Below are 25,157 nucleotides of genomic sequence, written 5' to 3'. Positions count from 1 at the left end.
ATAAATCGATACGGAAAATCAGTCGCCATTGTAGCAAAAGCGACATCAATACCAATGTTTAATGCTTATACAGATCGTGAAGCAGAACGAAAGGCGGGTTCTTCTGCTGCTGGTGCCACAGGCTGCTCACGCCCGGGGAGCCCTGCGCCACAATGGCGTGGCGAAACTCAGCGCTGCTCAACGTTGCGCGCAGCGGATACATCGCTTCGAGTAAAGGCAGGCTGATACCGGAGATCACTTCACAATTATCATGCTTATGGCTCATTAACGCTGCTGAACGGTAAGGCGCCGCGCCCGATTTGTCGGTGAGAAAAATCACGCCATCACCGGTGTCGGTTTCATGCAGCGCGTCGCACATCATCCGGCTGAGCATGTTGGTGCTCAGCCCTCGCCAGTAATTTACCGCACGACATTGCGCCAGAGGGCCAAATCGGGCCTCCAGCTTCAGGAGCATTTCCTGTGCCTCTTCATCGTGGCAGGTGATAACCCATCCCAGCATAACGTCTCTCCTTAGCAGGCGAGTAGTTTATCCAGGTGAAGGTTAGTTTACGGTGATAACTGTCAAAGAAAGTGCCCGGCAAACAGAACGTCTGCCGGGCAGAAGGTTAGCTACGCAGCCCACGTCCACGCTGGATCAGATACCAGCACAGCAGGTAGAAGGCGATAATGAACACCACCAGCACCACCACCGTGGTAAACAGCGGGACATCGGTAATGCCGAGGAAACCAAAGCGGAAGCCGCTGATCATGTAGACAATCGGGTTCAGGTGCGAGAGTGCCTGCCAGAACGGCGGCAGCAGCGTCAGGGAGTAAAACACCCCGCCCAGATAGGTCAGCGGCGTCAGTACGAAGGTCGGGATCAGGCTGATGTCATCGAACGTTTTGGCGAACACGGCGTTCAGCAAGCCAGCCAGTGAGAACAGGATCGCCGTCAGCAATAATGTGAGCGCCACGAACAGCCACGAATGCACCTGGAACGGGACGAAGAACAGCGAAATCGCCGTCACCAGAATACCCACGCACAGCCCACGCGCCACGCCGCCGCCCACGTAACCGGCGATAATGACGTGCGTAGGCACTGGCGCTACCAGCAGCTCTTCAATGTTGCGCTGGAACTTGGCGCTGAAGAATGAGGACGCCACGTTCGCGTAGGCGTTGGTGATCACCGCCATCATGATCAGGCCCGGCACGATAAACTGCATATAGGTGAAGCCGTGCATCTCACCAATGCGGGAGCCAATAAGGTTGCCGAAAATGATGAAGTAGAGCGTCATGGTGATCACCGGCGGCACCAGGGTTTGCACCCAGATACGCATAAAGCGGTTAATCTCTTTCGCCCAGATGCTTTTCAGCGCGACCCAGTAAAGATGCGTCATGCCTTGTCTCCTTGTTTGTCGTGCACCAGAGAGACAAACAGCTCTTCCAGTCGGTTTGCTTTGTTACGCATGCTTAATACCTGAATGCCCTGCGCGCTCAACTGTGAGAACACGCTGTTAATACCCTGCTCGCGCAGCACTTCTACCTCCAGCGTCGAGGTATCGACCAGGCGATAGTTGTAGCCCTCCAGTTTCGGCAGCGCGCTTTTCGCCGCCAGATCGAGGATAAAGGTCTCTGATTTGAGCTTGGAGAGCAGATTCTTCATCGAGGTGTTTTCCACCAGCTCACCGTGCTGAATGATGCCGATATTGCGGCACAGCATTTCCGCCTCTTCCAGGTAGTGCGTGGTCAGAATGATGGTGGTGCCTTTGTCGTTCAGATCTTTCAGGAAACCCCACATGGAGCGACGCAGTTCAATATCCACACCAGCGGTCGGCTCATCAAGGATAAGCAGCTTTGGCTCGTGCATCAGCGCGCGGGCAATCATCAGGCGGCGCTTCATCCCTCCGGACAACATCCGCGCGCGCTCGTTACGTTTCTCCCACAGATCAAGCTGTTTCAGGTACTTTTCGCTGCGCTCAAGCGCCTCTTTGCGCTCCACGCCATAGTAACCCGCCTGGTTAACAACAATCTGCTGTACCGTCTCAAACGGGTTAAAGTTGAACTCCTGCGGCACCAGCCCCAACTGGCGCTTGGCGTTGACCACATCTTTTTGCAGATCGTAGCCAAACACGCTGACGCGGCCCGAGGTTTTATTGACCAGTGAACTGATGATCCCGATGGTGGTGGATTTCCCTGCCCCGTTCGGCCCCAGAAGCGCGTAGAAATCTCCCGCTTCGACTTTAAGATCTATCCCGCGCAGCGCCTGAACGCCCCCCGGGTAGGTTTTTTTGAGCTGTTCAAGCTCCAGTGCAATCGCCATGAATTCAACTTACCTTAAGTTCTGACACACGTTGTGTGGTTTCATTAAAAGTCGGGTTACCCTATAGTAGCGCAACGCAATCACTTGGTTACAGGTCGCTAACCTCCATGAACGACATAGATACACTCATCAGCAACAATGCACTATGGTCAAAAATGCTGGTGGAGGAAGACCCCGGATTTTTTGGAAAACTCGCGCAAGCGCAGAACCCACGCTTTCTCTGGATTGGATGTTCTGACAGCCGCGTCCCCGCCGAACGTCTGACTGGTCTTGAACCTGGCGAACTGTTTGTTCACCGCAATGTGGCTAACCTGGTTATTCATACCGATCTCAACTGCCTTTCGGTTGTTCAGTATGCCGTCGACGTTCTTGAGGTTGAGCACATCATTATTTGTGGTCACTACGGCTGCGGCGGCGTGCAGGCGGCAGTCGAAAATACAGAGCTGGGGTTAATCGATAACTGGCTGCTGCACATTCGTGATATCTGGTTCAAACATAGCTCACTGCTGGGCGAAATGCCGCAGGAGCGCCGTCTCGACACGCTGTGTGAGCTGAACGTGATGGAGCAGGTGTATAACCTGGGCCATTCGACGATTATGCAGTCTGCCTGGAAACGCGGGCAGAAGGTCTCCATCCACGGCTGGGCGTACGGTATTCACGACGGCCTGCTGCGCAATCTGGAAGTGACCGCCACCAACCGCGAAACGCTGGAACAGCGTTACCGCTCGGGAATTGCCAACCTCAAGCTTAAGCACGTTAACCATAAATAACAAAGCCGGGGGTTTTCACCCTCTCCCTGTGGGAGAGGGCTGGGGTGAGGGCATCAGCCCGCAATTATTCGTCCAGAATCACCACTTTCCCAACATACGGCAGATGGCGATAACGCTGTGCGTAATCAATGCCGTAACCCACCACGAACTCATCCGGGATGGAGAAACCAACGAACTCCACCGGCACCTGCACTTCACGGCGCTCAGGCTTATCCAGCAGTGTACAAATCGCCAGTGATTTTGGTTCACGCAGGCTCAGGATCTCACGCACTTTAGAGAGCGTGTTGCCGGAGTCGATGATGTCCTCAACAATCAACACATCTTTGCCACGAATATCTTCATCCAGATCTTTCAGGATTTTCACATCACGGGTTGTGGACATGCCGCTGCCGTAACTGGAGGCGGTCATAAAATCGACCTCGTGCGGCACCTGCACTTCACGGCACAGGTCTGCCATGAACATGAAAGAGCCACGCAACAAACCGACCAGCACCATTTCGCTGCCGCTGTCCTTGTAATGTTCGGTGATTTGACGACCCAGTTCGGCGATACGCGCTTTGATCTCGGCTTCCGGGATCATCACTTCAACAGTATGTTTCATATTACTAACCAAATGATTTTAGTGAAAATCTCTCAATGCGGATGACTCTCGCTCCGGCATCGATACGCAAGCCAGCCATTATACCAGTAAATGGATAAGCCTGGCGTATGAGTTATAAAAAGCAATATTTGTGATTCCGATCACAGTTGTTAATACCTATAATTAATTGCTAGCAAATAATTAACAAAACTGACGAGTACTTTTCTATGGCTGAAACAAAAACTAAACAGCCGCGTCTACTGGTGACATTAACAGCCGCGTTTGCCGCATTCTGCGCGCTGTATTTGTTAATCGGTGGCGTATGGCTGGTCGCGATTGGCGGCTCCTGGTACTACCCGATTGCGGGTCTGGTTATGGTTGGCGTAACCGTCCTGCTTTTACGCAGAAAACAATCTGCTCTGTGGTTGTACGCAGCGTTACTGCTCGCAACCATGATCTGGGGCGTCTGGGAAGTCGGGTTCGACTTCTGGGCGCTGACGCCGCGCAGCGACATTCTGGTCTTCTTCGGTATCTGGCTGATCCTGCCGTTTGTCTGGCGTCGTCTGATTGTCCCTTCCAGTGGCGCCGTGGTCGGTCTGGTCGTTGCTCTGCTGATTAGTGGCGGCATCCTGACCTGGGCCGGTTTTAACGACCCGCAGGAGATCAATGGCACGCTGAACGCGGAATCCACGCCGGCTGCGGCTATTTCGCAGGTGGCGGACGGTGACTGGCCTGCTTATGGTCGTAACCAGGAAGGTCAACGCTACTCCCCGCTGAAGCAGATCAACGCGGACAACGTGAAAAACCTTAAGGAAGCCTGGGTATTCCGTACCGGCGACCTGAAGATGCCAAACGATCCGGGTGAGCTGACCAACGAAGTGACCCCGATTAAAGTGGGCAACATGCTCTACCTGTGTACGGCGCACCAGCGCCTGTTCGCGCTCGACGCGGCCACCGGTAAAGAGAAATGGCACTTTGATCCACAGCTGAACTCCAACCCGTCGTTCCAGCACATCACCTGCCGCGGCGTCTCTTACCACGAAGCGCGCGCAGATAATGCCAGTCCGGAAGTCATTGCCGACTGTCCTCGCCGCATTATGCTGCCGGTGAACGATGGCCGCCTGTTTGCCATCAACGCTGAGACCGGTAAGCTGTGCGAAACCTTCGCTAACAAAGGCATTCTGAATCTTCAGACCAACATGCCGGACACCACGCCGGGTCTGTATGAGCCGACCTCCCCGCCAATCATCACCGATAAAACCATCGTGATTGCCGGTTCGGTAACGGATAACTTCTCTACCCGCGAAACCTCCGGCGTTATCCGTGGTTTCGACGTGAACACCGGTAAACTGCTGTGGGCCTTCGACCCGGGCGCGAAAGATCCTAACGCGATCCCATCCGATGAACACACCTTTACCTTTAACTCACCGAACTCCTGGGCACCGGCAGCGTATGACGCGAAGCTGGACCTGGTTTACCTGCCGATGGGCGTGACCACGCCGGATATCTGGGGCGGTAACCGCACGCCGGAGCAGGAACGTTACGCCAGCTCCATCGTGGCGCTGAACGCAACGACCGGTAAACTGGCATGGAGCTACCAGACCGTTCACCACGATCTGTGGGATATGGATATGCCGTCCCAGCCGACGCTGGCGGACATTACCGTTAACGGTAAAACCGTTCCGGTGATTTACGCCCCGGCCAAAACCGGCAACATCTTCGTGCTGGATCGCAGCAACGGTAAGCTGGTTGTTCCTGCGCCAGAAAAACCGGTTCCGCAGGGCGCGGCCAAAGGCGACTACGTCACCAAAACGCAGCCGTTCTCTGACCTGAGCTTCCGTCCGAAGAAAGATCTCAGCGGTGCAGACATGTGGGGTGCCACCATGTTTGACCAGCTGGTGTGCCGCGTGATGTTCCATCAACTGCGCTATGAAGGCATCTTCACGCCGCCTTCAGAGCAGGGCACGCTGGTCTTCCCGGGTAACCTGGGGATGTTCGAGTGGGGTGGGATCTCCGTTGACCCTAACCGTCAGGTCGCCATCGCTAACCCAATGGCGCTGCCGTTCGTTTCCCGTCTGATCCCACGCGGTCCGGGTAACCCAATGGAGCAGCCGAAAGATGCGAAAGGCAGCGGTACCGAAGCCGGTATCCAGCCGCAGTATGGCGTTCCTTATGGTGTGACCCTGAATCCGTTCCTTTCTCCGTTCGGTCTGCCGTGTAAACAGCCTGCCTGGGGTTATATCTCCGGTCTGGATCTGAAGACCAATAAGATCGTCTGGAAAAAACGTATTGGTACGCCACAGGACAGCATGCCGTTCCCGATGCCTGTTCCAGTGCCGTTCAATATGGGTATGCCAATGCTGGGTGGCCCAATCTCCACCGCCGGTAACGTGCTGTTCATCGCGGCAACCGCAGATAACTACCTGCGCGCGTACAACATGACCAACGGTGAGAAACTGTGGCAAGGCCGTCTGCCAGCCGGTGGACAGGCAACGCCGATGACCTATGAAGTGAATGGCAAGCAGTACGTTGTCATCTCTGCGGGTGGTCACGGTTCGTTTGGCACGAAGATGGGCGACTATATTGTCGCGTATGCACTGCCTGACGACGCTAAGTAACGAAAAAGCCCGGTGGCGCTAACGCATACCGGGCCTACGGGTGCCCTATGTAGGCCGGGTAAGGCGAAGCCGCCACCCGGCTTTTTTTTATACGGTAAAACCGAGCATCATCCCCGTATCTTCATGCTCCAGCAGATGACAGTGGGCCATATAGGCAAACTCTTTCGGCGCCTCGTGGTCGAACTTCACCAGCACCTCGCTGACGCCGCCTTCCACCCTCACCGTATCTTTCCAGCCCGCACGATGCGCCTCCGGTGCTTTACCATTTTCAGACAGAATACGGAACTGCGTGCCGTGGATATGGAACGGGTGCAGCATCATGTCGCCTTCGCCTGAAATCACCCAGCGTTCAAACTGCCTTTTCGTGGCGGCGAACATGGGCGTGTTCATATCGAACGCTTTGCCGTTGATGCGGTTGGCATTGTGGAAATCGAAACCATGGCCGCCGTGATTCATGCCGCCCATATTGCCGTGGTCCATATTCATATGGCCCATCATCTGGCCGTGATGCATTCCCGCCATGGCCTGATTGCCGTACTTCTTCATCAGCGCCTGCATGCCCATCATGTCGAGCATCGGGTCCATGGAAAGCTTAAGTTTACGCTGCGTAAGCCCGTCCAGCGACGGGAGTGCTGGCAGCGTGGTGAGGGTCTCCGGCAGCGTACCGGAGGCGGTGATCTGTAGCGGCTGAATGCGCAGGACCGGATGCGGCTTATCAAACGGCGCGACGGCCATCCCCATCTGGCTGACCGGCAGGGTCACCAGGTCAAACGCTTTGCCATCGCTGATATCCACCAACACCTCGAAGCGCTCGCCCATCAGCATCGGCAGCTCGCTCACCTTCACCGGCTCCGGCAGCAGGCCGCCGTCGCTTGCCACTACATAAAGCGGGCGTTTATCGCTGGTGGCGAAGTTCAGGGAGCGGGCGTTACAGCCGTTAAGCAGACGTAAGCGCAGCCAGCCTTTTGGCGCGGCATGCTGCGGGTAGATCGCGCCGTTGGTCAGCAGCGTATCGCCAAACCAGCCTACCGCCGCGCTCATTACGTCCAGCTGATAGTCAATTTGCCCGTCAGCGCTGAATTTTTTGTCCTGCACAATCACCGGGACATCGTCGATACCCCACTGTTTCGGCAGGCGCAGCAGGCGGCTTTCATCGTCTTCAATCAGCACCAGCCCGGCCAGCCCCATCGCCACCTGATGGCCCGTTTTGCCATGCTGATGCGGGTGGAACCAGCAGGTCGCCGCGCGTTGTTCCGGGGTAAAGGTTACGCTGCGTTTACCACCAGGCCTGATGACGCCCTGAGGCCCCCCATCCACTTCGCCCGGGACTTCCAGCCCGTGCCAGTGCAGCGTGGTCTCTTCCGCAAGCGTGTTATGAATGTCTACCGTCACCGCCTTCCCTTTGCGTAACTGCAACGCCGGGCCGAGCAGATTGCCGTTATACCCCCACGTCGTGGCGGCGTGCTGACCGAACGTGGTTTTACCGGCCTGCACCACAAGCTGAATGCGGCTGCGGGCATCTGGGGCGAGTAATTCAGGAATGGGTAAAGCCGTTCTGTCGGCGGCAAAAACGGCGCGGCTCCAGAGAGGTATCGCGCTGGCAACCCCCAGCGCGGCAGAAAATTTTAAAAAATCACGACGTTGCATGTGCATTTCCTTATTTCCAGCAGGCGATCTTTTGAGCATAAACCCTCCCCTTACCGGAAGGTCAAGCACGGCGGCAATAATAAAGATCGTCGGCCTGGCATCAAGTATGCTAACGTTAATTTTCCGTGATGCAGTGGTAAAGGCAATGAAGACGTTTTTCAGAACAATTTTGTTCGCCAGCCTGATGGCGATGTGTGCGAACAGTTACGCGCTAAGTGAAAACGAAGCGGAAGATATGGCCGATCTGACGGCAGTTTTTGTTTTTCTGAAAAACGATTGTGGTTACCAGAATTTACCCAATGGGCAAATTCGTCGCGCACTGGTCTTTTTTGCCCAGCAGAATCAATGGGACCTCAGCAACTACGACAGCTTCGACATGAAGGCGCTCGGTGAAGACAGCTACCGTGATTTAAGCGGTATTGGCATTCCCACTGCTAAAAAATGCAAAGCGCTGGCTCGCGATTCACTCAGCCTGCTCGCCTACGTGAAGTAACCTTCCCGACGCCCCTTGTTGACCCGCTAACCGCCTCACGGTGGTGTTGTGTTGCGCCCATCTGCCGGATGTAATGGATGTTAACGAAGGAGGTGCTCCCCATGACCGAAAAAACGGTATGGCAAGAAACGCTGCACGACCATTTTGGTCAGTATTTTGCCGTGGATAACGTGCTCTATCATGAGAAAACCGATCATCAGGATTTGATAATATTCGAAAACGCCGCTTTTGGCCGCGTGATGGCGCTGGACGGCGTGGTGCAAACCACCGAGCGCGACGAGTTTATCTATCACGAAATGATGACCCACGTCCCGCTGCTGGCCCACGGCCACGCGAAGGACGTGCTGATTATCGGCGGCGGCGACGGCGCGATGCTGCGTGAAGTCTCTCGCCATCAGAATGTCGAAACCATCACCATGGTGGAAATTGACGCCGGGGTCGTGTCGTTCTGCCGCCAGTATCTGCCCAACCATAATGCCGGCAGCTATGACGATCCGCGGTTTAATCTGGTTATCGACGATGGTGTCAATTTTGTTAACCAGACCACGCAAACGTTTGATGTCATTATCTCTGACTGTACCGACCCTATCGGTCCGGGCGCGTCGCTGTTTACCTCGTCGTTTTACGAAGGCTGCAAGCGCTGCCTGAAGCCTGGCGGAATTTTTGTGGCGCAAAACGGCGTTTGCTTCCTGCAACAGGATGAAGCGCTTGATAGCCACCGTAAGCTGAGCACCTATTTTGCTGACGTCAGCTTCTACCAGGCGGCGATCCCCACTTACTACGGCGGTATCATGACCTTTGCCTGGGCGACGGATAACGACGTATTACGTCATCTCTCCACCGAAATTATTCAGGCCCGCTTCCATCAGGCAGGTCTACAGTGCCGATACTACAATCCGGCTATTCATACCGCAGCCTTTGCGTTGCCTCAATATCTGCAAGACGCGCTGTCCTCAAAGGAGGTGAACTAATTGAAAAAGCTTAAACTGCATGGCTTTAACAATCTGACCAAAAGCCTGAGTTTTTGTATTTACGATATCTGCTACGCCAAAACAGCAGAAGAGCGCGATGGTTACATCGCCTATATCGATGAACTCTACAACGCCAACCGTCTGACCGAGATCCTGACAGAGACCTGCTCGATTATCGGCGCGAACATCCTCAATATCGCGCGCCAGGATTATGAGCCTCAGGGTGCGAGCGTCACCATTCTGGTGAGTGAAGAGCCGGTTGACCCACAGCTTATCGACAAAACCGAACACCCCGGCCCGCTGCCGGAAGTGGTGGTTGCTCACCTGGATAAAAGCCACATCTGCGTGCACACCTACCCGGAAAGCCACCCGGAAGGCGGGCTGTGTACCTTCCGCGCGGATATTGAAGTGTCCACCTGCGGCGTGATTTCACCGCTGAATGCGTTGAATTATTTAATCCACCAGCTGGAATCGGACATCGTCACCATTGATTATCGCGTACGCGGTTTTACCCGTGATATCAACGGCATGAAGCACTTCATTGATCATGAGATCAACTCCATTCAGAACTTCATGTCCGAGGACATGAAGTCGCTGTACGACATGATGGATGTGAACGTCTATCAGGAGAATATCTTCCACACCAAAATGTTACTTAAGGAATTCGACCTTAAGCACTACATGTTCCACACGAAGCCGGAAGATTTAAGTGAGGAAGAGCGAAAGGTCATTACCGACCTGCTCTGGAAAGAGATGCGCGAAATTTACTACGGCCGTAACATTCCGACCGTGTAAACGTGACCCGGAGCAGGGACGCTTCGGGAAGTTACTTCTGTTTCATAAAGTCGCGGTAGGCATTCACCACACTCAGGAAGTCTTCCACGCCGCACAGCGACAGGCTCTCTTCGTCGTAGTAGCTCATCCCCTCTTCAATTTCATCACCCGAGAACTCAAGCTGGTTGGCGCGCACCATCACCTCTTCGCCATCCATCCACAGGGTGTATTCGTGCCCGGCGCGTTGCCAGGAGCGTTCACTGCCTTTCACCGTTTCCGCCGCCTGCTCAACTTCATCCAGCAGCGCGAGGTTCTCTTTCACCTCTTCGTTAAACCAGTGTCCAACGGCTTCGTGCCCCATCGACATTCGCACTTTCACCACGCCGGTGATGTCGCGCAGAAATTCGTAATCCATAGTGTTTTCCTCTGCAAAGCCATTAAGGTAATTATCGCAGCAGCGAGGAAGAAAAAAAGCGTGGGAGGTGGGAGGAATGAAAATAAAAAGGTGAGAGCAAGACCTGCGGCCTGATGCCCTCACCCCGTCCCTCTCCCACGGGAGAGGGTGCAAACACTAAAAACCGTCTCGTAGAGACGGTTTTGCTGTTTATACCGCCGTCTGGAAGATCACCCCGTCTGCCTTCTCGGTGTACTGAGAGAGCTGGTCGAAGTTCAGGTAGCGATAGGTATCCACCGCCGTCTTATCCACCTGAGCCACAAAGGTCTGGTACTCTTCCGGCGTTGGCAGTTTGCCAATCAGCGCCGCAACCGCCGCCAGTTCCGCAGAGGCCAGGAAGACGTTCGCACCGGTACCTAAACGGTTCGGGAAGTTACGGGTCGAGGTGGAGACCACCGTCGCGCCGTCGGCTACGCGCGCCTGGTTGCCCATACACAGGGAACAGCCAGGAATTTCGATACGCGCACCGCTCTTACCAAACACGCTGTAGTAGCCCTCTTCGGTCAGTTGAGCCGCGTCCATACGGGTTGGCGGCGCCACCCACAGACGGGTTGGCAGCTGGCCTTTGTGGGTATCCAGCAGCTTGCCGGCTGCACGGAAGTGGCCGATGTTGGTCATGCACGAACCGATGAACACTTCGTCGATCTTCTCGCCCTGAACTTCGGACAGCGGACGCGCGTCGTCCGGATCGTTCGGTGCACACAGGATTGGCTCTTTGATATCCGCCAGATCGATGTCGATCACCGCCGCGTACTCTGCGTCAGCATCGGCTTCCAGCAGCTGCGGATCGGCCAGCCATTTTTCCATGCCCTGGATACGACGCTCCAGCGTACGACGGTCGCCGTAGCCTTCTGCAATCATCCACTTCAGCAGCACGATGTTAGAGTTCAGATACTCAATAATCGGCTCTTTGTTCAGCTTGATGGTACAGCCCGCAGCCGAACGCTCAGCGGAGGCATCGGTCAGCTCGAAAGCCTGCTCAACTTTCAGATCCGGCAGACCTTCAATTTCCAGAATGCGGCCAGAGAAGATGTTTTTCTTCCCTTTTTTCTCAACGGTCAGCAGACCCTGTTTGATGGCATACAGCGGGATCGCGTGAACCAGGTCGCGCAGGGTAATACCCGGCTGCATTTTACCTTTGAAGCGCACCAGCACCGATTCCGGCATATCCAGCGGCATCACGCCGGTCGCGGCAGCAAACGCCACCAGACCGGAACCCGCCGGGAAGGAGATACCGATTGGGAAACGGGTATGGGAGTCACCGCCGGTACCGACGGTATCCGGCAGCAGCATGCGGTTCAGCCAGGAGTGGATAACGCCGTCGCCCGGACGCAGAGACACGCCACCGCGGTTCATGATGAAATCTGGCAGCGTGTGGTGCGTGGTCACGTCAACCGGCTTCGGATACGCCGCAGTGTGGCAGAAGGACTGCATCACCAGATCGGAAGAGAAGCCCAGGCACGCCAGGTCTTTCAGCTCATCACGGGTCATTGGACCGGTGGTGTCCTGAGAGCCGACGGAGGTCATCTTCGGCTCGCAGTACGCGCCAGGACGGATACCAGCGACGCCGCAGGCGCGACCGACCATTTTTTGTGCCAGCGAGAAGCCACGGTTGCTTTCCGCCACGTCTTTCGCCTGACGGAACACGTCGCTGTGCGGCAGACCCAGCGCTTCACGCGCTTTGGTGGTCAGGCCACGGCCGATGATCAGCGGAATGCGGCCACCAGCACGTACTTCGTCGATCAGCACGTCGGTTTTCAGCTCAAAGCTTGCCAGCAGCTCATTAGTTTCGTGATTACGCACTTCGCCTTTATACGGGTAAACGTCAATCACGTCGCCCATGTTCAGGTTAGAGACATCCACTTCGATCGGCAGCGCGCCAGCATCTTCCATGGTGTTGAAGAAGATTGGCGCAATTTTGCCGCCGAGGCACAGGCCGCCGCCGCGCTTGTTTGGCACGTGCGGAATGTCGTCGCCCATGAACCACAGCACGGAGTTGGTGGCGGACTTACGGGAAGAGCCGGTACCCACAACGTCACCCACGTAAGCCAGCGGGAAACCTTTTTGTTGCAGGGCTTCGATCTGTTTGATCGGGCCAACGCTGCCCGGCTGGTCCGGCTCAATGCCTTCACGGGCGTTTTTCAGCATCGCCAGGGCGTGCAGAGGGATATCAGGACGAGACCACGCGTCCGGTGCCGGGGAGAGGTCATCGGTGTTGGTTTCACCGGTCACTTTGAAGACGGTAACGGTAATTTTTTCAGCAAGCTGAGGGCGGTTCAGGAACCATTCGGCATCGGCCCAGGACTGCATCACCTGCTTCGCATAGACGTTGCCTGCTTTGGCTTTTTCTTCCACATCGTAGAAGTTATCGAACATCAGCAGCGTTGAAGAGAGCGCTTTAGCGGCAATCGGTGCCAGCTTGTCGTTATCCAGCGCGTCAATCAGCGGATGAATGTTATAGCCACCCTGCATGGTGCCGAGCAGTTCAATCGCTTTTTCAGGAGTAACCAGTGGGGAGGTGGCTTCGCCTTTGGCAACGGCGGCAAGGAATCCGGCTTTTACGTAGGCAGCTTCATCTACGCCAGGCGGTACACGGTTGATCAGCAGATCTAACAGGAATTCTTCTTCGCCCTCAGGCGGGTTCTTCAGCAGCTCGACGAGCGCGGCCATTTGGGTTGCATCTAACGGTTTGGGTACAATTCCCTCGGCGGCACGTTCTGCTACGTGCTTACGGTATTCTTCTAGCACGACGGTTCTCCTCGCTCTCATTGTCATATGCGGCGGGCGTTCTCTTCACGCTCCTGTGAGACAGCAGTTTGTAGGGTAAATGCCCGATACCGCGTCGGGCAGCATAGCAGGATTTCTGCACAGTGTTAATCTGTTTACAAAAAAGCAACATTAAAAAATTTGCTGAATCGTTAAGCATGATGTAGCACCCCGTCACCGGGCCTGGAAGCAGTTCCGTAAGTCTGTCGTCCCCCCGGCAACGCGCTGCTGGTCGCTCGCAAGAGCGGCCTTCTGAATTTCCGTCGCCTGCTCAGCCATCCGATATAATTGTGTAATAAATACTCACACTCTTTATCCGGATGCTTCAGAGTTTTTCCCAACAAAAGTCAAAACTGTAAAACACGGGTGAATGATACTCGCGGCAACAGCAACGCCTCACGGCACTGCACTCGTCTCGTTGGAGTCAATCTATGAAGTTGCCTTTTAAACCACATCTTCTTGTTCTGCTTTGCAGTGCGGGGCTGTTTGCCGCCTCGGGCGTCATGTTCGTTAAAAGCCGCGCAACGGAACCCGCTCCCGCACCTGCGCCGGTAGCCCCGCAGCTCCCCGACCCGGCAGCACAGCCTGCCCCGGTGGCCACCCCTGCCTATACCGCCGCGCAGATCGATCAGTGGACCGCGCCCATTGCGCTCTACCCCGACGCGCTGCTGTCGCAAATTCTGATGGCCTCAACCTATCCGGCGAGCGTGATTCAGGCCGCCCAGTGGTCAAAGGACAACCCTAAAATGCAGGGCGATGCCGCCATTCAGGCGGTCAGCGGGCAGCCATGGGATGCCAGCGTGAAATCGCTGGTCGCCTTTCCGCAGTTAATGTCGCTGATGGGGGAAAACCCGTCGTGGGTACAAAGCCTCGGCGACGCCTTTCTGGCCCAGCCAAAGGATGTGATGGATTCCGTGCAGCGTCTGCGCCTGCTGGCGCAGCAGACAGGCACATTGCAATCCACCCCGCAGCAGACCGTCACCACCGTGAAAAAATCTGCGCCAGCCTCCGCCAGTACAGCCGCGACGTCAACGTCGGCTAGTCCGACGGTGATTAAAATTGAGCCAGCCGATCCACAGGTGGTTTATGTCCCTACCTACAACCCTTCCACCGTTTACGGCACGTGGCCAAATGCCAGCTATCCGCCGGTGTATCTGCCTCCGTCTCCCGGCCAGCAGTTTACCAATAGTTTTGTCAGAGGCTTTGGCTATAGCCTCGGCGTAGCCACCACCTATGCGCTGTTCAGTAACATCGACTGGGACGATGACGACGATCATCATCACGATCGTGATGACGATCACCACGGCAGTTATTCGCATAACGGCGATAACATTAATATTAATGTTAATAACTTCAATAAGATCACCGGCGAGCACCGTACCGATAATCACCAGGTCTGGCAGCATAACCCGGCCTACCGCAACGGCGTGCCCTACGCCAATAGCCAGCTTGCCAGCCGCTATCATCAGACTTCAGTGCCGGGCGGGTTGAGCGCTACCCGGCAGCAGCCGGTCAACCGCGATAGCCAGCGGCAGGCCGCGATGGCGCAGGTACAGCAGTCGACGGGCAAAACGCTCACACAGCTACAGCATGGCGACGCGCATTTCCCGCAACATTCAGCGTCCGCGCAGCAACTGAAGCAGCTCTCTCAGCGCAGCAACTACCGCGGCTACGACAGTGCGCGGCCCCACGCACAACAGATGAATAATACTCTTGCGCAAACCAGACGCCCGACGCAGGTTCAGCATCAGCCGCTGCGGGCAAACGCCCTGAGCGGCAACGACAGCCGTTCGGCCAGCTGGCAGGCCCAGCACCAGCGCGGGCTGCAAAGCCGCCAGCACGCGTCGCTGAACAGTGAGCAGCGTGCCAGCTTCCGCCAGCAGCTGTCCGAACACCATACCGAACACCATGAATTCCACCGTCGTTAAGGGAGCCGCTATGAACATGAAACCGATCGGTGGAATGCTGTTGTTGATGGTATCCACCTTCGCCTTCGCCCAGCAATCTTTCTCCACACCTGAGCAGGCGGCCAATGCCCTGACGAAGGCCATCAGCGAGCAGAATGAGAGCGCGATGGCCGACCTGCTGGGGGATAACTGGCGCGACTATCTGCCACCTGAAGGGGTTGATCCGGAGGCGGTGGCTCGATTCCTGCGTGACTGGAAGATAAACCATCGTACCGAAATCAGCGGCGATATTGCCCATCTGTCAGTTGGCGATAACGGCTGGCAACTCCCCATACCGGTAGTGAAGAAAAAAGAGGGCTGGCAATTTGATATGCAGAAAGCGGCTGATGAGATCCTGACCCGCGAAATCGGCCGCAACGAACTCGCGGCTATCGAAGCGCTGCACGCCTACGTCGACGCACAGCGGAGCTACTACGCCATGAACCACCGCTATGCGCAGAAGATTGTCAGCACGCCAGGGCTAAAAGACGGCCTGTACTGGCCCATCTCGCCGGGCGAAGCGCCAAGCCCGCTGGGTCCCGCCTTTAGCCCGCCGGAGCCTGGTATGGGCTATCACGGCTATCGGTTCCGCATTCTGTCGGATAAAAATGGCTTTGCGATGGATGCCTGGCCCGTAAGCTATGGTCAGACGGGGGTAATGAGCTTTGTCGTTAACCAGGAAGACAAGGTTTATCAGGCAAATCTCGGCAACGATTCGGCGCAGAAAGCGCAGGCGCTCGCTGCATACCACCCGGATAAAACCTGGCAGCCTGTCACCCCCTGAACGCAGTGCATAAAAAAAGCGGCCTGAGGCCGCTTTTTTCATCTGAAGAAACTTATTTCTTCTTCGCTTTCGCGTTTGGCAGGTCGGTGATGCTACCTTCAAACACTTCTGCCGCCAGGCCCACGGACTCGTGCAGAGTCGGGTGAGCGTGGATGGTCAGCGCGATGTCTTCCGCGTCACAGCCCATTTCGATAGCCAGACCGATTTCACCCAGCAGCTCGCCGCCGTTGGTACCGACAATCGCACCACCGATTACACGGTGAGTTTCTTTGTCGAAGATCAGTTTGGTCATACCGTCTGCGCAGTCGGACGCGATAGCACGGCCAGAAGCAGCCCACGGGAAGGTGGCGGTTTCGTAGCTGATGCCTTTCTCTTTCGCTTCTTTCTCAGTCAGACCAACCCATGCAACTTCTGGCTCGGTGTAGGCGATAGATGGGATCACTTTCGGATCGAAGTAGTGCTTCATGCCGGCGATAACTTCAGCGGCAACGTGACCTTCGTGAACACCTTTGTGCGCCAGCATTGGCTGACCGACGATATCGCCGATAGCAAAGATGTGCGGCACGTTGGTACGCAGCTGTTTGTCAACGCGGATGAAGCCACGGTCGTCCACTTCCACGCCAGCTTTGCCCGCGTCGAGGTTTTTACCGTTCGGCACACGGCCGATAGCCACCAGTACGGCGTCGTAACGCTGTGGTTCGGATGGGGCTTTTTTGCCTTCCATGGAAACGTAAATACCGTCTTCTTTCGCTTCAACGGCAGTCACTTTGGTTTCCAGCATCAGGTTGAATTTCTTGCTGATGCGTTTGGTGAAGACTTTAACGATGTCTTTGTCGGCAGCCGGGATAACCTGGTCGAACATTTCAACCACGTCGATCTCTGAACCCAGCGCATGGTACACCGTACCCATTTCCAGACCGATGATACCGCCGCCCATAACCAGCAGACGCTTAGGAACGGTTTTCAGCTCCAGCGCATCGGTGGAATCCCACACGCGTGGATCTTCATGTGGAATGAATGGCAGTTCGATTGGGCGAGAGCCTGCCGCGATGATCGCGTTGTCGAAGTTAATCACGGTTTTACCGTTTTCACCTTCCACTTCCAGGGTGTTCGCACCGGTGAATTTACCCAGACCGTTTACCACTTTCACTTTACGGCCTTTGGCCATACCCGCCAGACCGCCGGTCAGCTGAGTGATAACTTTCTCTTTCCAGGTACGAATTTTGTCGATGTCGGTCTTCGGCTCGCCGAAGACGATACCGTGTTCAGCCAGCGCTTTGGCTTCTTCGATAACTTTCGCTACGTGCAGCAGCGCTTTAGAAGGGATACAGCCGACGTTCAGACAAACACCGCCGAGGGTGCTGTAACGTTCTACGATGACGGTTTCCAGACCTAAATCCGCGGCGCGAAATGCTGCGGAATAACCTGCCGGGCCTGCCCCAAGTACTACGACCTGAGTTTTGATTTCTGTGCTCATCATGACCTCTTAATGTATACCCGTCGTCCACCGGGTCGTTCTATCCGCCCGTATTTTACAAAATTGTTAACAATTTTGAAACAACAAACGGCTCACGAATTATCGCTTTCACCAATAACCTCAAAAACCCCATGAGATTATCAGAAAAAAGCCGGCCGATTGGCCGGCTTTTCGATTACATCACCAGGCGGCGAATGTCGCTCAGCATGTTGTTAATGATGGTGATGAAACGCGCACCATCAGCCCCGTCGATCACGCGGTGGTCGAAGGACAGAGAGATTGGCATCATCAGACGCGGTACGAACTCTTTGCCATTCCACACCGGCTCCATCGCGGACTTGGACACACCGAGGATAGCCACTTCCGGCGCGTTCACAATCGGCGCGAAGTGGGTGGTACCCAGGCCGCCGATGCTGGAGATGGTGAAGCAGCCGCCCTGCATTTCGCCGGCAGTCAGCTTACCATCACGCGCTTTCTTGGAGATGGTGGTCAGTTCACGGGACAGCTCTGTGACGCTCTTCTTGTTCACGTCTTTGAAGACCGGAACAACCAGACCATTTGGCGTATCAACCGCAACACCGATGTTGATGTATTTCTTCAGCGTCAGCTTCTGGCCGTCTTCGGACAGGGAGCTGTTGAAGCGTGGCATCTGTTCCAGCGCCGCCGCAACCGCTTTCATGATGAAGACCACTGGGGTGAACTTCACGTCCAGCTTACGCTTCTCAGCTTCGGCGTTCTGCTGTTTACGGAACGCTTCCAGATCGGTGATATCGGTCTTATCGAAGTGGGTAACGTGCGGGATCATCACCCAGTTACGGCTCAGGTTAGCACCGGAGATTTTCTGGATACGGCCCAGTTCCACTTCTTCGATTTCGCCGAACTTGCTGAAGTCCACTTTCGGCCATGGCAGCATACCCGGGATACCGCCGCCAGCGGCTGCCGCAGGTGCAGCTTCGGCGCGTTTCACCGCGTCTTTCACGTAAGCCTGAACGTCTTCGCGCAGGATACGACCTTTACGGCCGGTGCCCTTCACTTTCGCCAGGTTCACGCCGAATTCGCGCGCCAGGCGACGGATCAGCGGAGTCGCGTGGACGTAAGCGTCGTTTTCAGCGAACTCAGATTTTTCTGCTTTAACAGCAGGGGCAGCAGCCGGTTTAGCAGCCTGAGCCGGTGCAGCAGCCGGTGCCGGAGCAGCCGCAGCAGCAGGAGCGGCGGCAGGTGCAGCGCCTTCCACTTCGAAGACCATGATCAGAGAGCCGGTAGAGACTTTGTCGCCGGTGCTGATTTTGATCTCTTTAACGGTACCCGCGAACGGCGCAGGCACTTCCATGGAAGCTTTGTCGCCTTCAACGGTGATCAGTGACTGTTCAGCGGCAACTTTGTCGCCCACTTTCACCATCACTTCGGTCACTTCAACTTCGTCACCGCCGATGTCTGGTACGTTAACGTCTTTCACGCCGCCAGCAGCCGCTGGTGCAGCAGCCGGAGCCGGAGCAGCTTCCGCTTTCGCTGGAGCCGCAGCGCCTTCAGAGCCCGCCACTTCGAAAATCATGATCAGGGAACCCGTAGACACTTTGTCACCGGTGTTGATCTTGATCTCTTTAACGGTACCGGCGAATGGCGCTGGTACTTCCATAGAGGCTTTATCGCCTTCTACGGTGATCAGTGACTGCTCAGCCGCAACGGTATCGCCCACTTTCACCAGGATTTCAGTGACTTCAACTTCGTCACCGCCGATGTCAGGCACGTTCACTTCTTTCGCTGCCGCGGCCGCCGCTGGAGCAGCAGCAGGAGCGGCTTCTTTCTTCTCTTCCTGCGCAGGTGCAGCAGCTGCTGCACCGTCGGCGGATTCGAAAATCATGATCAGTTTGCCAGTCTCGGTTTTATCGCCAACAGAGACTTTGATCTCTTTAACGATGCCAGCCTGAGGAGACGGGACTTCCATAGAAGCTTTGTCGCCTTCTACGGTGATCAGCGACTGTTCAGCTTCAACTTTGTCGCCCACTTTGACCAGGATCTCGGTGATTTCAACTTCATCAGCCCCGATGTCCGGTACATTGATTTCGATAGCCATTATTCTTTTACCTCTTACGCCAGACGCGGGTTAACTTTATCTGCATCGATGTTGAATTTAGTAATTGCGTCTGCAACCACTTTCTTATCGATTTCGCCACGTTTAGCCAGTTCGCCCAGTGCTGCTACAACCACGTAGGAAGCATCAACTTCGAAGTGGTGACGCAGGTTTTCGCGGCTGTCAGAACGACCGAAGCCGTCAGTACCCAGTACGCGATAATCATCAGCTGGAACGTAAGTACGAACCTGCTCAGCGAACAGTTTCATATAGTCAGTAGACGCCACCGCTGGCGCGTCGTTCATCACCTGAGCGATGTACGGAACGCGTGGGGTTTCCATTGGGTGCAGCATGTTCCAGCGCTCACAATCCTGGCCATCACGCGCCAGTTCAGTGAAGGAGGTAACAGAGTACACATCGGAACCCACACCGTAGTCTTTCGCCAGGATCTGCGCTGCTTCACGAACGTGACGCAGGATAGAACCGGAGCCCAGCAGCTGAACTTTACCTTTGCTACCTTCGATGGTTTCGAGTTTGTAGATACCTTTACGGATACCTTCCTCGGCGCCTGCTGGCATTGCCGGCATGTGGTAGTTTTCGTTCAGGGTGGTGATGTAGTAGTAAATATTCTCTTGCGCTTCACCGTACATGCGCTGCAAGCCGTCATGCATGATGACTGCCACTTCGTACGCGTAAGACGGATCGTAAGAGATACAGTTAGGGATAGTCAGTGACTGAATGTGGCTGTGACCATCTTCGTGCTGTAGACCTTCACCGTTCAGGGTCGTACGACCAGAAGTACCCCCGATCAGGAAGCCGCGAGCCTGCTGATCGCCTGCCTGCCAGCACAGGTCACCGATACGCTGGAACCCGAACATGGAGTAGTAGATGTAGAACGGGATCATCGGCAGGTTGTTGGTGCTGTAAGAGGTCGCAGCAGCCAGCCAGGATGCGCCTGCACCCAGTTCGTTGATACCTTCCTGAAGGATCTGGCCTTTCTCGTCTTCTTTGTAGTATGCAACCTGCTCACGGTCCTGCGGGGTGTACTGCTGGCCGTTCGGACTGTAGATACCGATCTGACGGAACAGACCTTCCATACCGAAAGTACGCGCTTCGTCGGCGATGATTGGAACCAGACGATCTTTGATCGACTTGTTCTTCAGCATCACGTTCAGGGCACGAACGAAAGCGATAGTGGTAGAGATCTCTTTGTTCTGCTCTTCCAGCAGCTGAGAGAAATCTTCCAGCGCTGGCAGTTCCAGCTTCTCGGTGAAGTTAGGCTGACGAGCAGGCAGGTAGCCTTTCAGCGCCTGACGACGTTCGTGCAGGTACTTGTGTTCTTCAGACCCTTCCGGGAAGGTGATGTAAGACAGTTTTTCTACCTGCTCATCGGTCACTGGAACGTTGAAACGGTCGCGGATATAACGCACGCCGTCCATGTTCATTTTCTTAACCTGGTGAGCGATGTTCTTACCTTCTGCGGTATCACCCATGCCGTAACCTTTGATGGTGTGGGCCAGGATCACAGTCGCTTTACCTTTGGTTTCACGCGCTTTTTTCAGTGCAGCGTAAACTTTCTTCGGATCGTGACCACCGCGGTTCAGCGCCCAGATCTGCTCGTCAGTCCAGTCTGCAACCAGGGCTGCGGTTTCAGGATATTTGCCGAAGAAGTGCTCACGAACGTAGGCACCGTCTTTGGATTTGAAGGTCTGGTAGTCGCCGTCAACGGTTTCGTTCATCAGCTGGATCAGTTTACCGCTGGTGTCTTTACGCAGCAGTTCATCCCAACGACCGCCCCACATCACTTTGATCACGTTCCAGCCAGCACCCGCGAAGATGCCTTCCAGTTCGTTGATGATCTTGCCGTTACCGGTTACCGGACCATCCAGACGTTGCAGGTTACAGTTGATGATGAAGCACAGGTTGTCCAGCTTCTCACGGGTCGCGATGGTGATCGCGCCTTTAGATTCTGGCTCATCCATTTCACCGTCGCCCAGGAAGGCGTAAACGGTCTGCTCAGAGGTGTCTTTCAGACCACGGTGTTCCAGGTACTTCAGGAATTTAGCCTGATAGATCGCACCGATTGGACCCAGACCCATAGATACGGTCGGGAACTGCCAGAACTCAGGCATCAGTTTAGGGTGCGGGTAAGAAGACAGACCCTTACCGTGAACTTCCTGACGGAAGTTGTTCATCTGCTCTTCAGTCAGACGACCTTCCAGGAAGGCACGTGCATAGATGCCCGGAGAGATGTGGCCCTGGAAGTACACCAGATCGCCGCCGTCTTTCTCGTTAGCTGCACGGAAGAAGTGGTTGAAGCACACTTCGTAAATGGTCGCAGAAGACTGGAAGGACGCCATGTGGCCACCCAGTTCCAGGTCTTTCTTGGATGCGCGCAGAACGGTCATGATGGCGTTCCAGCGGATAGCAGAACGGATACGGCGTTCCAGATCCAGATTGCCCGGGTATTCCGGTTCGTCTTCGACGGCAATCGTGTTTACGTAGTTGCTAGCCCCTGCACCTGAAGCCACTTTCACGCCGCCTTTGCGTGCTTCAGAAAGCAGCTGATCAATCAGATACTGAGCGCGCTCAACACCTTCTTCACGGATGACCGATTCGATCGCCTGTAGCCAGTCGCGAGTTTCGATCGGATCCACGTCATTTTGGAGACGTTCTGACATGGGGGTATTCCTTATCTATCTAATACGTTGATTTGTCTGGAACCTGTCCCATTGTATTTTCGCCAGAAAACACAATAAGACAGGTTCTGCGTTTAGTTGCCGCGCTCTAAAAGTACCTGGCGCTTAATCCTTTCGTTGCTGTATGCGGCGTAATGAACGTTCGCGACGCGATTGTTCACGGCTGCGGTCCAGCAAGATTTCCTCAATGAAAGCCAGATGGCGGTGCGACGCTTCGCGCGCCTGCTCCGGTTCCCCGGCCATTATCGCCTCGAATACTCGGGTGCGATGGTTGCTTACCAGCGGGAGCATCTCCCGACGGGCATACAACAATTCAAAATTCTGACGAACGTTCTGGGCCAGCATCGGCTCCATGCAGCGTAGCAGATGGAGGAGCACCACGTTGTGCGCCGCTTCGGTGACGGCAATTTGATACTGGACGACGGCGCTGGACTCGGCGTCTAAATCGCCGGACTGCTGTGCCCGTTCAATGGCCTGATGCAGCTCGCGAATACGTACGCGGTCTTCATCAGTGCTGCGAAGGGCGGCGTAATAGGCCGCGATACCTTCCAGCGCGTGACGGGTCTCAAGCAGATCAAACTGGGATTCTGGGTGGTCAGAGAGAAGTTCTACCAGCGGGTCGCTGAAGCTCTGCCACAGGCTGTTTTGCACAAAGGTTCCGCCACCCTGGCGACGGAGCAACAGGCCCTTTGCTTCGAGACGTTGAATCGCCTCACGCAGAGAGGGACGTGAAACGTCGAACTGTTTTGCCAGCTCGCGTTCTGGCGGGAGCTTCTCGCCCGGGCGCAGTGTCCCTTCGAGAATTAAAAACTCCAGCTGCTGCTCAATCACATCGGAAAGTTTTGGTTGGCGAATTTTGCTGTAGGCCATATTCCCTGTCTTACGCCTTTTTGCCCGGAGTCAATTGGTCTTACCAATTTCATGTTCGTATCGCTAAAGTAACAAAGTATTCACCTTCTGTCCATATTGGTTTTGATTGAAATCAGTAAACCCGGCACATTTTAACAACCTTACAGAACTAACGTTTCAGGAATGTAACTTTGCACAAATGAAATGGTTACTACCAAAGAGGCAGTTTTAACCATAGTGAAACGAGGGTTTTTGCAATCTGAAGCGATTCAACAAGGCAAAAAATGAAAATTCGCCCTCTTCTGACGCATTTCTATTCTATAGGTTGGGGTATGAGGGGTTAACGTACCGATTTACAATTGGTTTCTTTTTATTCAAGTCGTCATCGCCCCTTCATAAAGCAGGTGCATTCGCTGGCGCTTACCACTATTCTGGCGCTAACGGAAGCCATCTCCGCTTTTTTCGGTATCGTTAACCGTAAAGAAATAAATACAGAATATGGACTTTCATAATTACACACGCACAGCGTGAACATAACAACCACACACGAGGTTTCAAATGGAAGCTCAACAGCATGGCGATCAGCTAAAGCGCGGCCTTAAAAACCGCCATATACAGCTCATCGCCCTGGGCGGTGCTATTGGTACTGGCCTGTTTCTGGGCAGTGCATCGGTTATCCAGTCGGCCGGTCCGGGCATTATTTTGGGGTACGCGATAGCGGGTTTCATTGCATTTCTGATTATGCGTCAGTTAGGGGAAATGGTTGTTGAGGAGCCGGTCGCAGGCTCATTCAGCCACTTCGCCTATAAATACTGGGGCAGCTTCGCAGGTTTCGCCTCGGGCTGGAACTATTGGGTTCTGTACGTTCTGGTTGCCATGGCCGAGCTGACCGCCGTCGGGAAATATATTCAGTTCTGGTACCCGGAGATCCCTACCTGGGCGTCTGCGGCGGCCTTCTTCGTCCTGATTAACGCCATTAACCTCACCAACGTAAAAGTGTTCGGTGAGATGGAGTTCTGGTTTGCCATCATCAAAGTGATTGCCGTTGTAGCGATGATCATCTTCGGCGGCTGGCTGCTGTTCAGCGGCAACGGCGGCCCGCAGGCCACCGTGCGCAACCTTTGGGAGCAAGGCGGGTTCTTGCCTCACGGCATGACCGGCCTGGTGATGATGATGGCGATCATTATGTTCTCCTTCGGCGGTCTGGAGCTGGTGGGCATCACCGCCGCGGAAGCCGACAACCCGGAACAGAGCATCCCGAAAGCCACAAATCAGGTTATCTACCGCATCCTGATCTTCTATGTGGGCTCCCTGGCGGTGCTGCTCTCGCTGCTGCCATGGACGCGCGTCACGGCGGATACCAGCCCGTTTGTGCTCATCTTCCACGAGCTGGGCGATACCTTCGTGGCGAACGCGCTCAACGTCGTGGTGCTGACCGCTGCGCTCTCCGTTTATAACAGCTGCGTTTACTGCAACAGCCGTATGCTGTTCGGCCTGGCGCAACAGGGCAACGCACCGAAAGCGCTGCTCACCGTTGATAAGCGTGGCGTACCGGTTAATACCATCATCGTGTCGGCGGTCGTGACGGCGCTGTGCGTGCTGATTAACTACCTGGCCCCGGAATCAGCCTTCGGTCTGCTGATGGCGCTGGTGGTTTCCGCCCTGGTGATTAACTGGGCAATGATTAGCCTCGCGCACATCAAGTTCCGCCGCGCCAAGCAGCAGCAGGGCGTAACCACGCGCTTCCCTGCCCTGCTCTATCCGCTGGGGAACTGGGTTTGCCTGCTGTTCATGGCAGCTGTACTGGTCATCATGCTCATCACCCCAGGCATGGCGATTTCCGTCTACCTGATCCCGGTCTGGATTGCGATCCTCGGCGTGGGTTATATGGTGAAACAGAAAAATGCCAAAACGGTGAAAGCGCACTAAATGTTTTCTCGCTGTACTCGCGGTTGCGGG

General features: G+C 55.1%; 19 protein-coding genes. 8 read left to right on the top strand and 11 right to left on the bottom strand.

Annotated elements, in window-relative coordinates:
- Positions 1-58: 58 nt before the first annotated feature.
- From RY075_RS04465 to RY075_RS04455, 3 genes are all read right to left on the bottom strand, one after another.
- A complete protein-coding gene (locus RY075_RS04465; protein ID WP_032608521.1) occupies positions 59-499 on the bottom strand; it encodes a PTS sugar transporter subunit IIA in 441 nt (146 codons plus the stop codon).
- A gap of 106 nt (positions 500-605) precedes the next feature.
- Entirely contained in the window at positions 606-1,376 is a 771-nt protein-coding gene (locus tag RY075_RS04460) for an ABC transporter permease (protein WP_023324161.1), read from the bottom strand.
- Complete coding sequence (locus RY075_RS04455) at positions 1,373-2,299, bottom strand: ABC transporter ATP-binding protein (protein WP_003856300.1); 927 nt, start codon at positions 2,297-2,299, stop codon at positions 1,373-1,375. Before RY075_RS04455 ends, RY075_RS04460 begins: the two co-directional genes overlap by 4 nt.
- 107 nt (positions 2,300-2,406) lie before the next feature.
- Here RY075_RS04455 and can point away from each other — a divergent pair, with 107 nt between their 5' ends.
- The gene (gene can, locus RY075_RS04450; RefSeq protein ID WP_003856301.1) at positions 2,407-3,069 is read left to right on the top strand and encodes a carbonate dehydratase; all 663 of its coding nucleotides are present in this window, start codon (positions 2,407-2,409) and stop codon (positions 3,067-3,069) included.
- Between the two features lie 64 nt (positions 3,070-3,133).
- Here can and hpt read toward each other — a convergent pair whose 3' ends face one another.
- Complete coding sequence (gene hpt, locus RY075_RS04445; protein WP_003856303.1) at positions 3,134-3,670, bottom strand: hypoxanthine phosphoribosyltransferase; 537 nt, start codon at positions 3,668-3,670, stop codon at positions 3,134-3,136.
- A gap of 206 nt (positions 3,671-3,876) precedes the next feature.
- On the opposite strand from hpt, the gene RY075_RS04440 reads away from it, so the two are divergent.
- Complete coding sequence (locus tag RY075_RS04440; protein WP_063864407.1) at positions 3,877-6,267, top strand: glucose/quinate/shikimate family membrane-bound PQQ-dependent dehydrogenase; 2,391 nt, start codon at positions 3,877-3,879, stop codon at positions 6,265-6,267.
- An 87-nt stretch (positions 6,268-6,354) separates the two neighbouring features.
- Here the strand turns inward: RY075_RS04440 and cueO are convergent, their stop codons facing one another.
- The gene (cueO, locus tag RY075_RS04435) at positions 6,355-7,914 is read right to left on the bottom strand and encodes a multicopper oxidase CueO (protein ID WP_050871277.1); all 1,560 of its coding nucleotides are present in this window, start codon (positions 7,912-7,914) and stop codon (positions 6,355-6,357) included.
- A 145-nt stretch (positions 7,915-8,059) separates the two neighbouring features.
- Here cueO and RY075_RS04430 point away from each other — a divergent pair, with 145 nt between their 5' ends.
- The 3 genes from RY075_RS04430 to speD all read left to right on the top strand — a co-directional run bounded on the left by RY075_RS04430 (position 8,060) and on the right by speD (position 10,173).
- Positions 8,060-8,407: a YacC family pilotin-like protein gene (locus RY075_RS04430; protein ID WP_003856306.1), complete on the top strand. Its 348-nt coding sequence runs from the start codon at positions 8,060-8,062 to the stop codon at positions 8,405-8,407.
- A 101-nt stretch (positions 8,408-8,508) separates the two neighbouring features.
- Entirely contained in the window at positions 8,509-9,378 is an 870-nt protein-coding gene (speE, locus tag RY075_RS04425) for a polyamine aminopropyltransferase (protein ID WP_045330972.1), read from the top strand.
- A complete protein-coding gene (speD, locus tag RY075_RS04420) occupies positions 9,379-10,173 on the top strand; it encodes an adenosylmethionine decarboxylase (protein WP_003856308.1) in 795 nt (264 codons plus the stop codon).
- Between the two features lie 31 nt (positions 10,174-10,204).
- Here speD and yacL read toward each other — a convergent pair whose 3' ends face one another.
- On the bottom strand, positions 10,205-10,567 hold the full coding sequence (gene yacL, locus RY075_RS04415) for a protein YacL (protein ID WP_032608514.1): 363 nt from the start codon (positions 10,565-10,567) through the stop codon (positions 10,205-10,207).
- Between the two features lie 189 nt (positions 10,568-10,756).
- Complete coding sequence (acnB, locus tag RY075_RS04410; protein ID WP_023315407.1) at positions 10,757-13,354, bottom strand: bifunctional aconitate hydratase 2/2-methylisocitrate dehydratase; 2,598 nt, start codon at positions 13,352-13,354, stop codon at positions 10,757-10,759.
- A gap of 449 nt (positions 13,355-13,803) precedes the next feature.
- Between acnB and RY075_RS04405 the strand changes: the two genes are divergently transcribed.
- Positions 13,804-15,300, top strand: a complete 1,497-nt coding sequence (locus RY075_RS04405; protein WP_058652476.1) for a DUF3300 domain-containing protein — start codon at positions 13,804-13,806, stop codon at positions 15,298-15,300.
- 10 nt (positions 15,301-15,310) lie between these two features.
- Positions 15,311-16,102, top strand: a complete 792-nt coding sequence (locus RY075_RS04400; protein WP_109949061.1) for a DUF2950 family protein — start codon at positions 15,311-15,313, stop codon at positions 16,100-16,102.
- A 52-nt stretch (positions 16,103-16,154) separates the two neighbouring features.
- Here the strand turns inward: RY075_RS04400 and lpdA are convergent, their stop codons facing one another.
- The 4 genes from lpdA to pdhR form a co-directional block, all read right to left on the bottom strand.
- Positions 16,155-17,579 (bottom strand): dihydrolipoyl dehydrogenase, encoded by a 1,425-nt coding sequence (lpdA, locus tag RY075_RS04395; RefSeq protein ID WP_003856313.1) that lies wholly within the window; start codon positions 17,577-17,579, stop codon positions 16,155-16,157.
- 175 nt (positions 17,580-17,754) lie between these two features.
- A complete protein-coding gene (gene aceF, locus RY075_RS04390) occupies positions 17,755-19,653 on the bottom strand; it encodes a pyruvate dehydrogenase complex dihydrolipoyllysine-residue acetyltransferase (protein ID WP_338628209.1) in 1,899 nt (632 codons plus the stop codon).
- 14 nt (positions 19,654-19,667) lie between these two features.
- Positions 19,668-22,331, bottom strand: a complete 2,664-nt coding sequence (gene aceE / locus RY075_RS04385; protein ID WP_003856315.1) for a pyruvate dehydrogenase (acetyl-transferring), homodimeric type — start codon at positions 22,329-22,331, stop codon at positions 19,668-19,670.
- A gap of 123 nt (positions 22,332-22,454) precedes the next feature.
- A complete protein-coding gene (gene pdhR / locus RY075_RS04380) occupies positions 22,455-23,219 on the bottom strand; it encodes a pyruvate dehydrogenase complex transcriptional repressor PdhR (protein WP_006173806.1) in 765 nt (254 codons plus the stop codon).
- A gap of 537 nt (positions 23,220-23,756) precedes the next feature.
- Here pdhR and aroP point away from each other — a divergent pair.
- Positions 23,757-25,127 carry an aromatic amino acid transporter AroP gene (gene aroP, locus RY075_RS04375; RefSeq protein ID WP_003856317.1) on the top strand — a complete coding sequence of 457 codons (1,371 nt, stop codon included), beginning with the start codon at positions 23,757-23,759 and terminating at the stop codon, positions 25,125-25,127.
- The last annotated feature ends 30 nt before the right edge of the window (positions 25,128-25,157 follow it).

This window comes from Enterobacter sp. JJBC, from assembly GCF_036936505.1.
In the GTDB taxonomy this organism is placed as follows: Bacteria; Pseudomonadota; Gammaproteobacteria; order Enterobacterales; family Enterobacteriaceae; genus Enterobacter; species Enterobacter hormaechei_C.
This window is presented reverse-complemented; position numbering and strand designations above follow the sequence as displayed.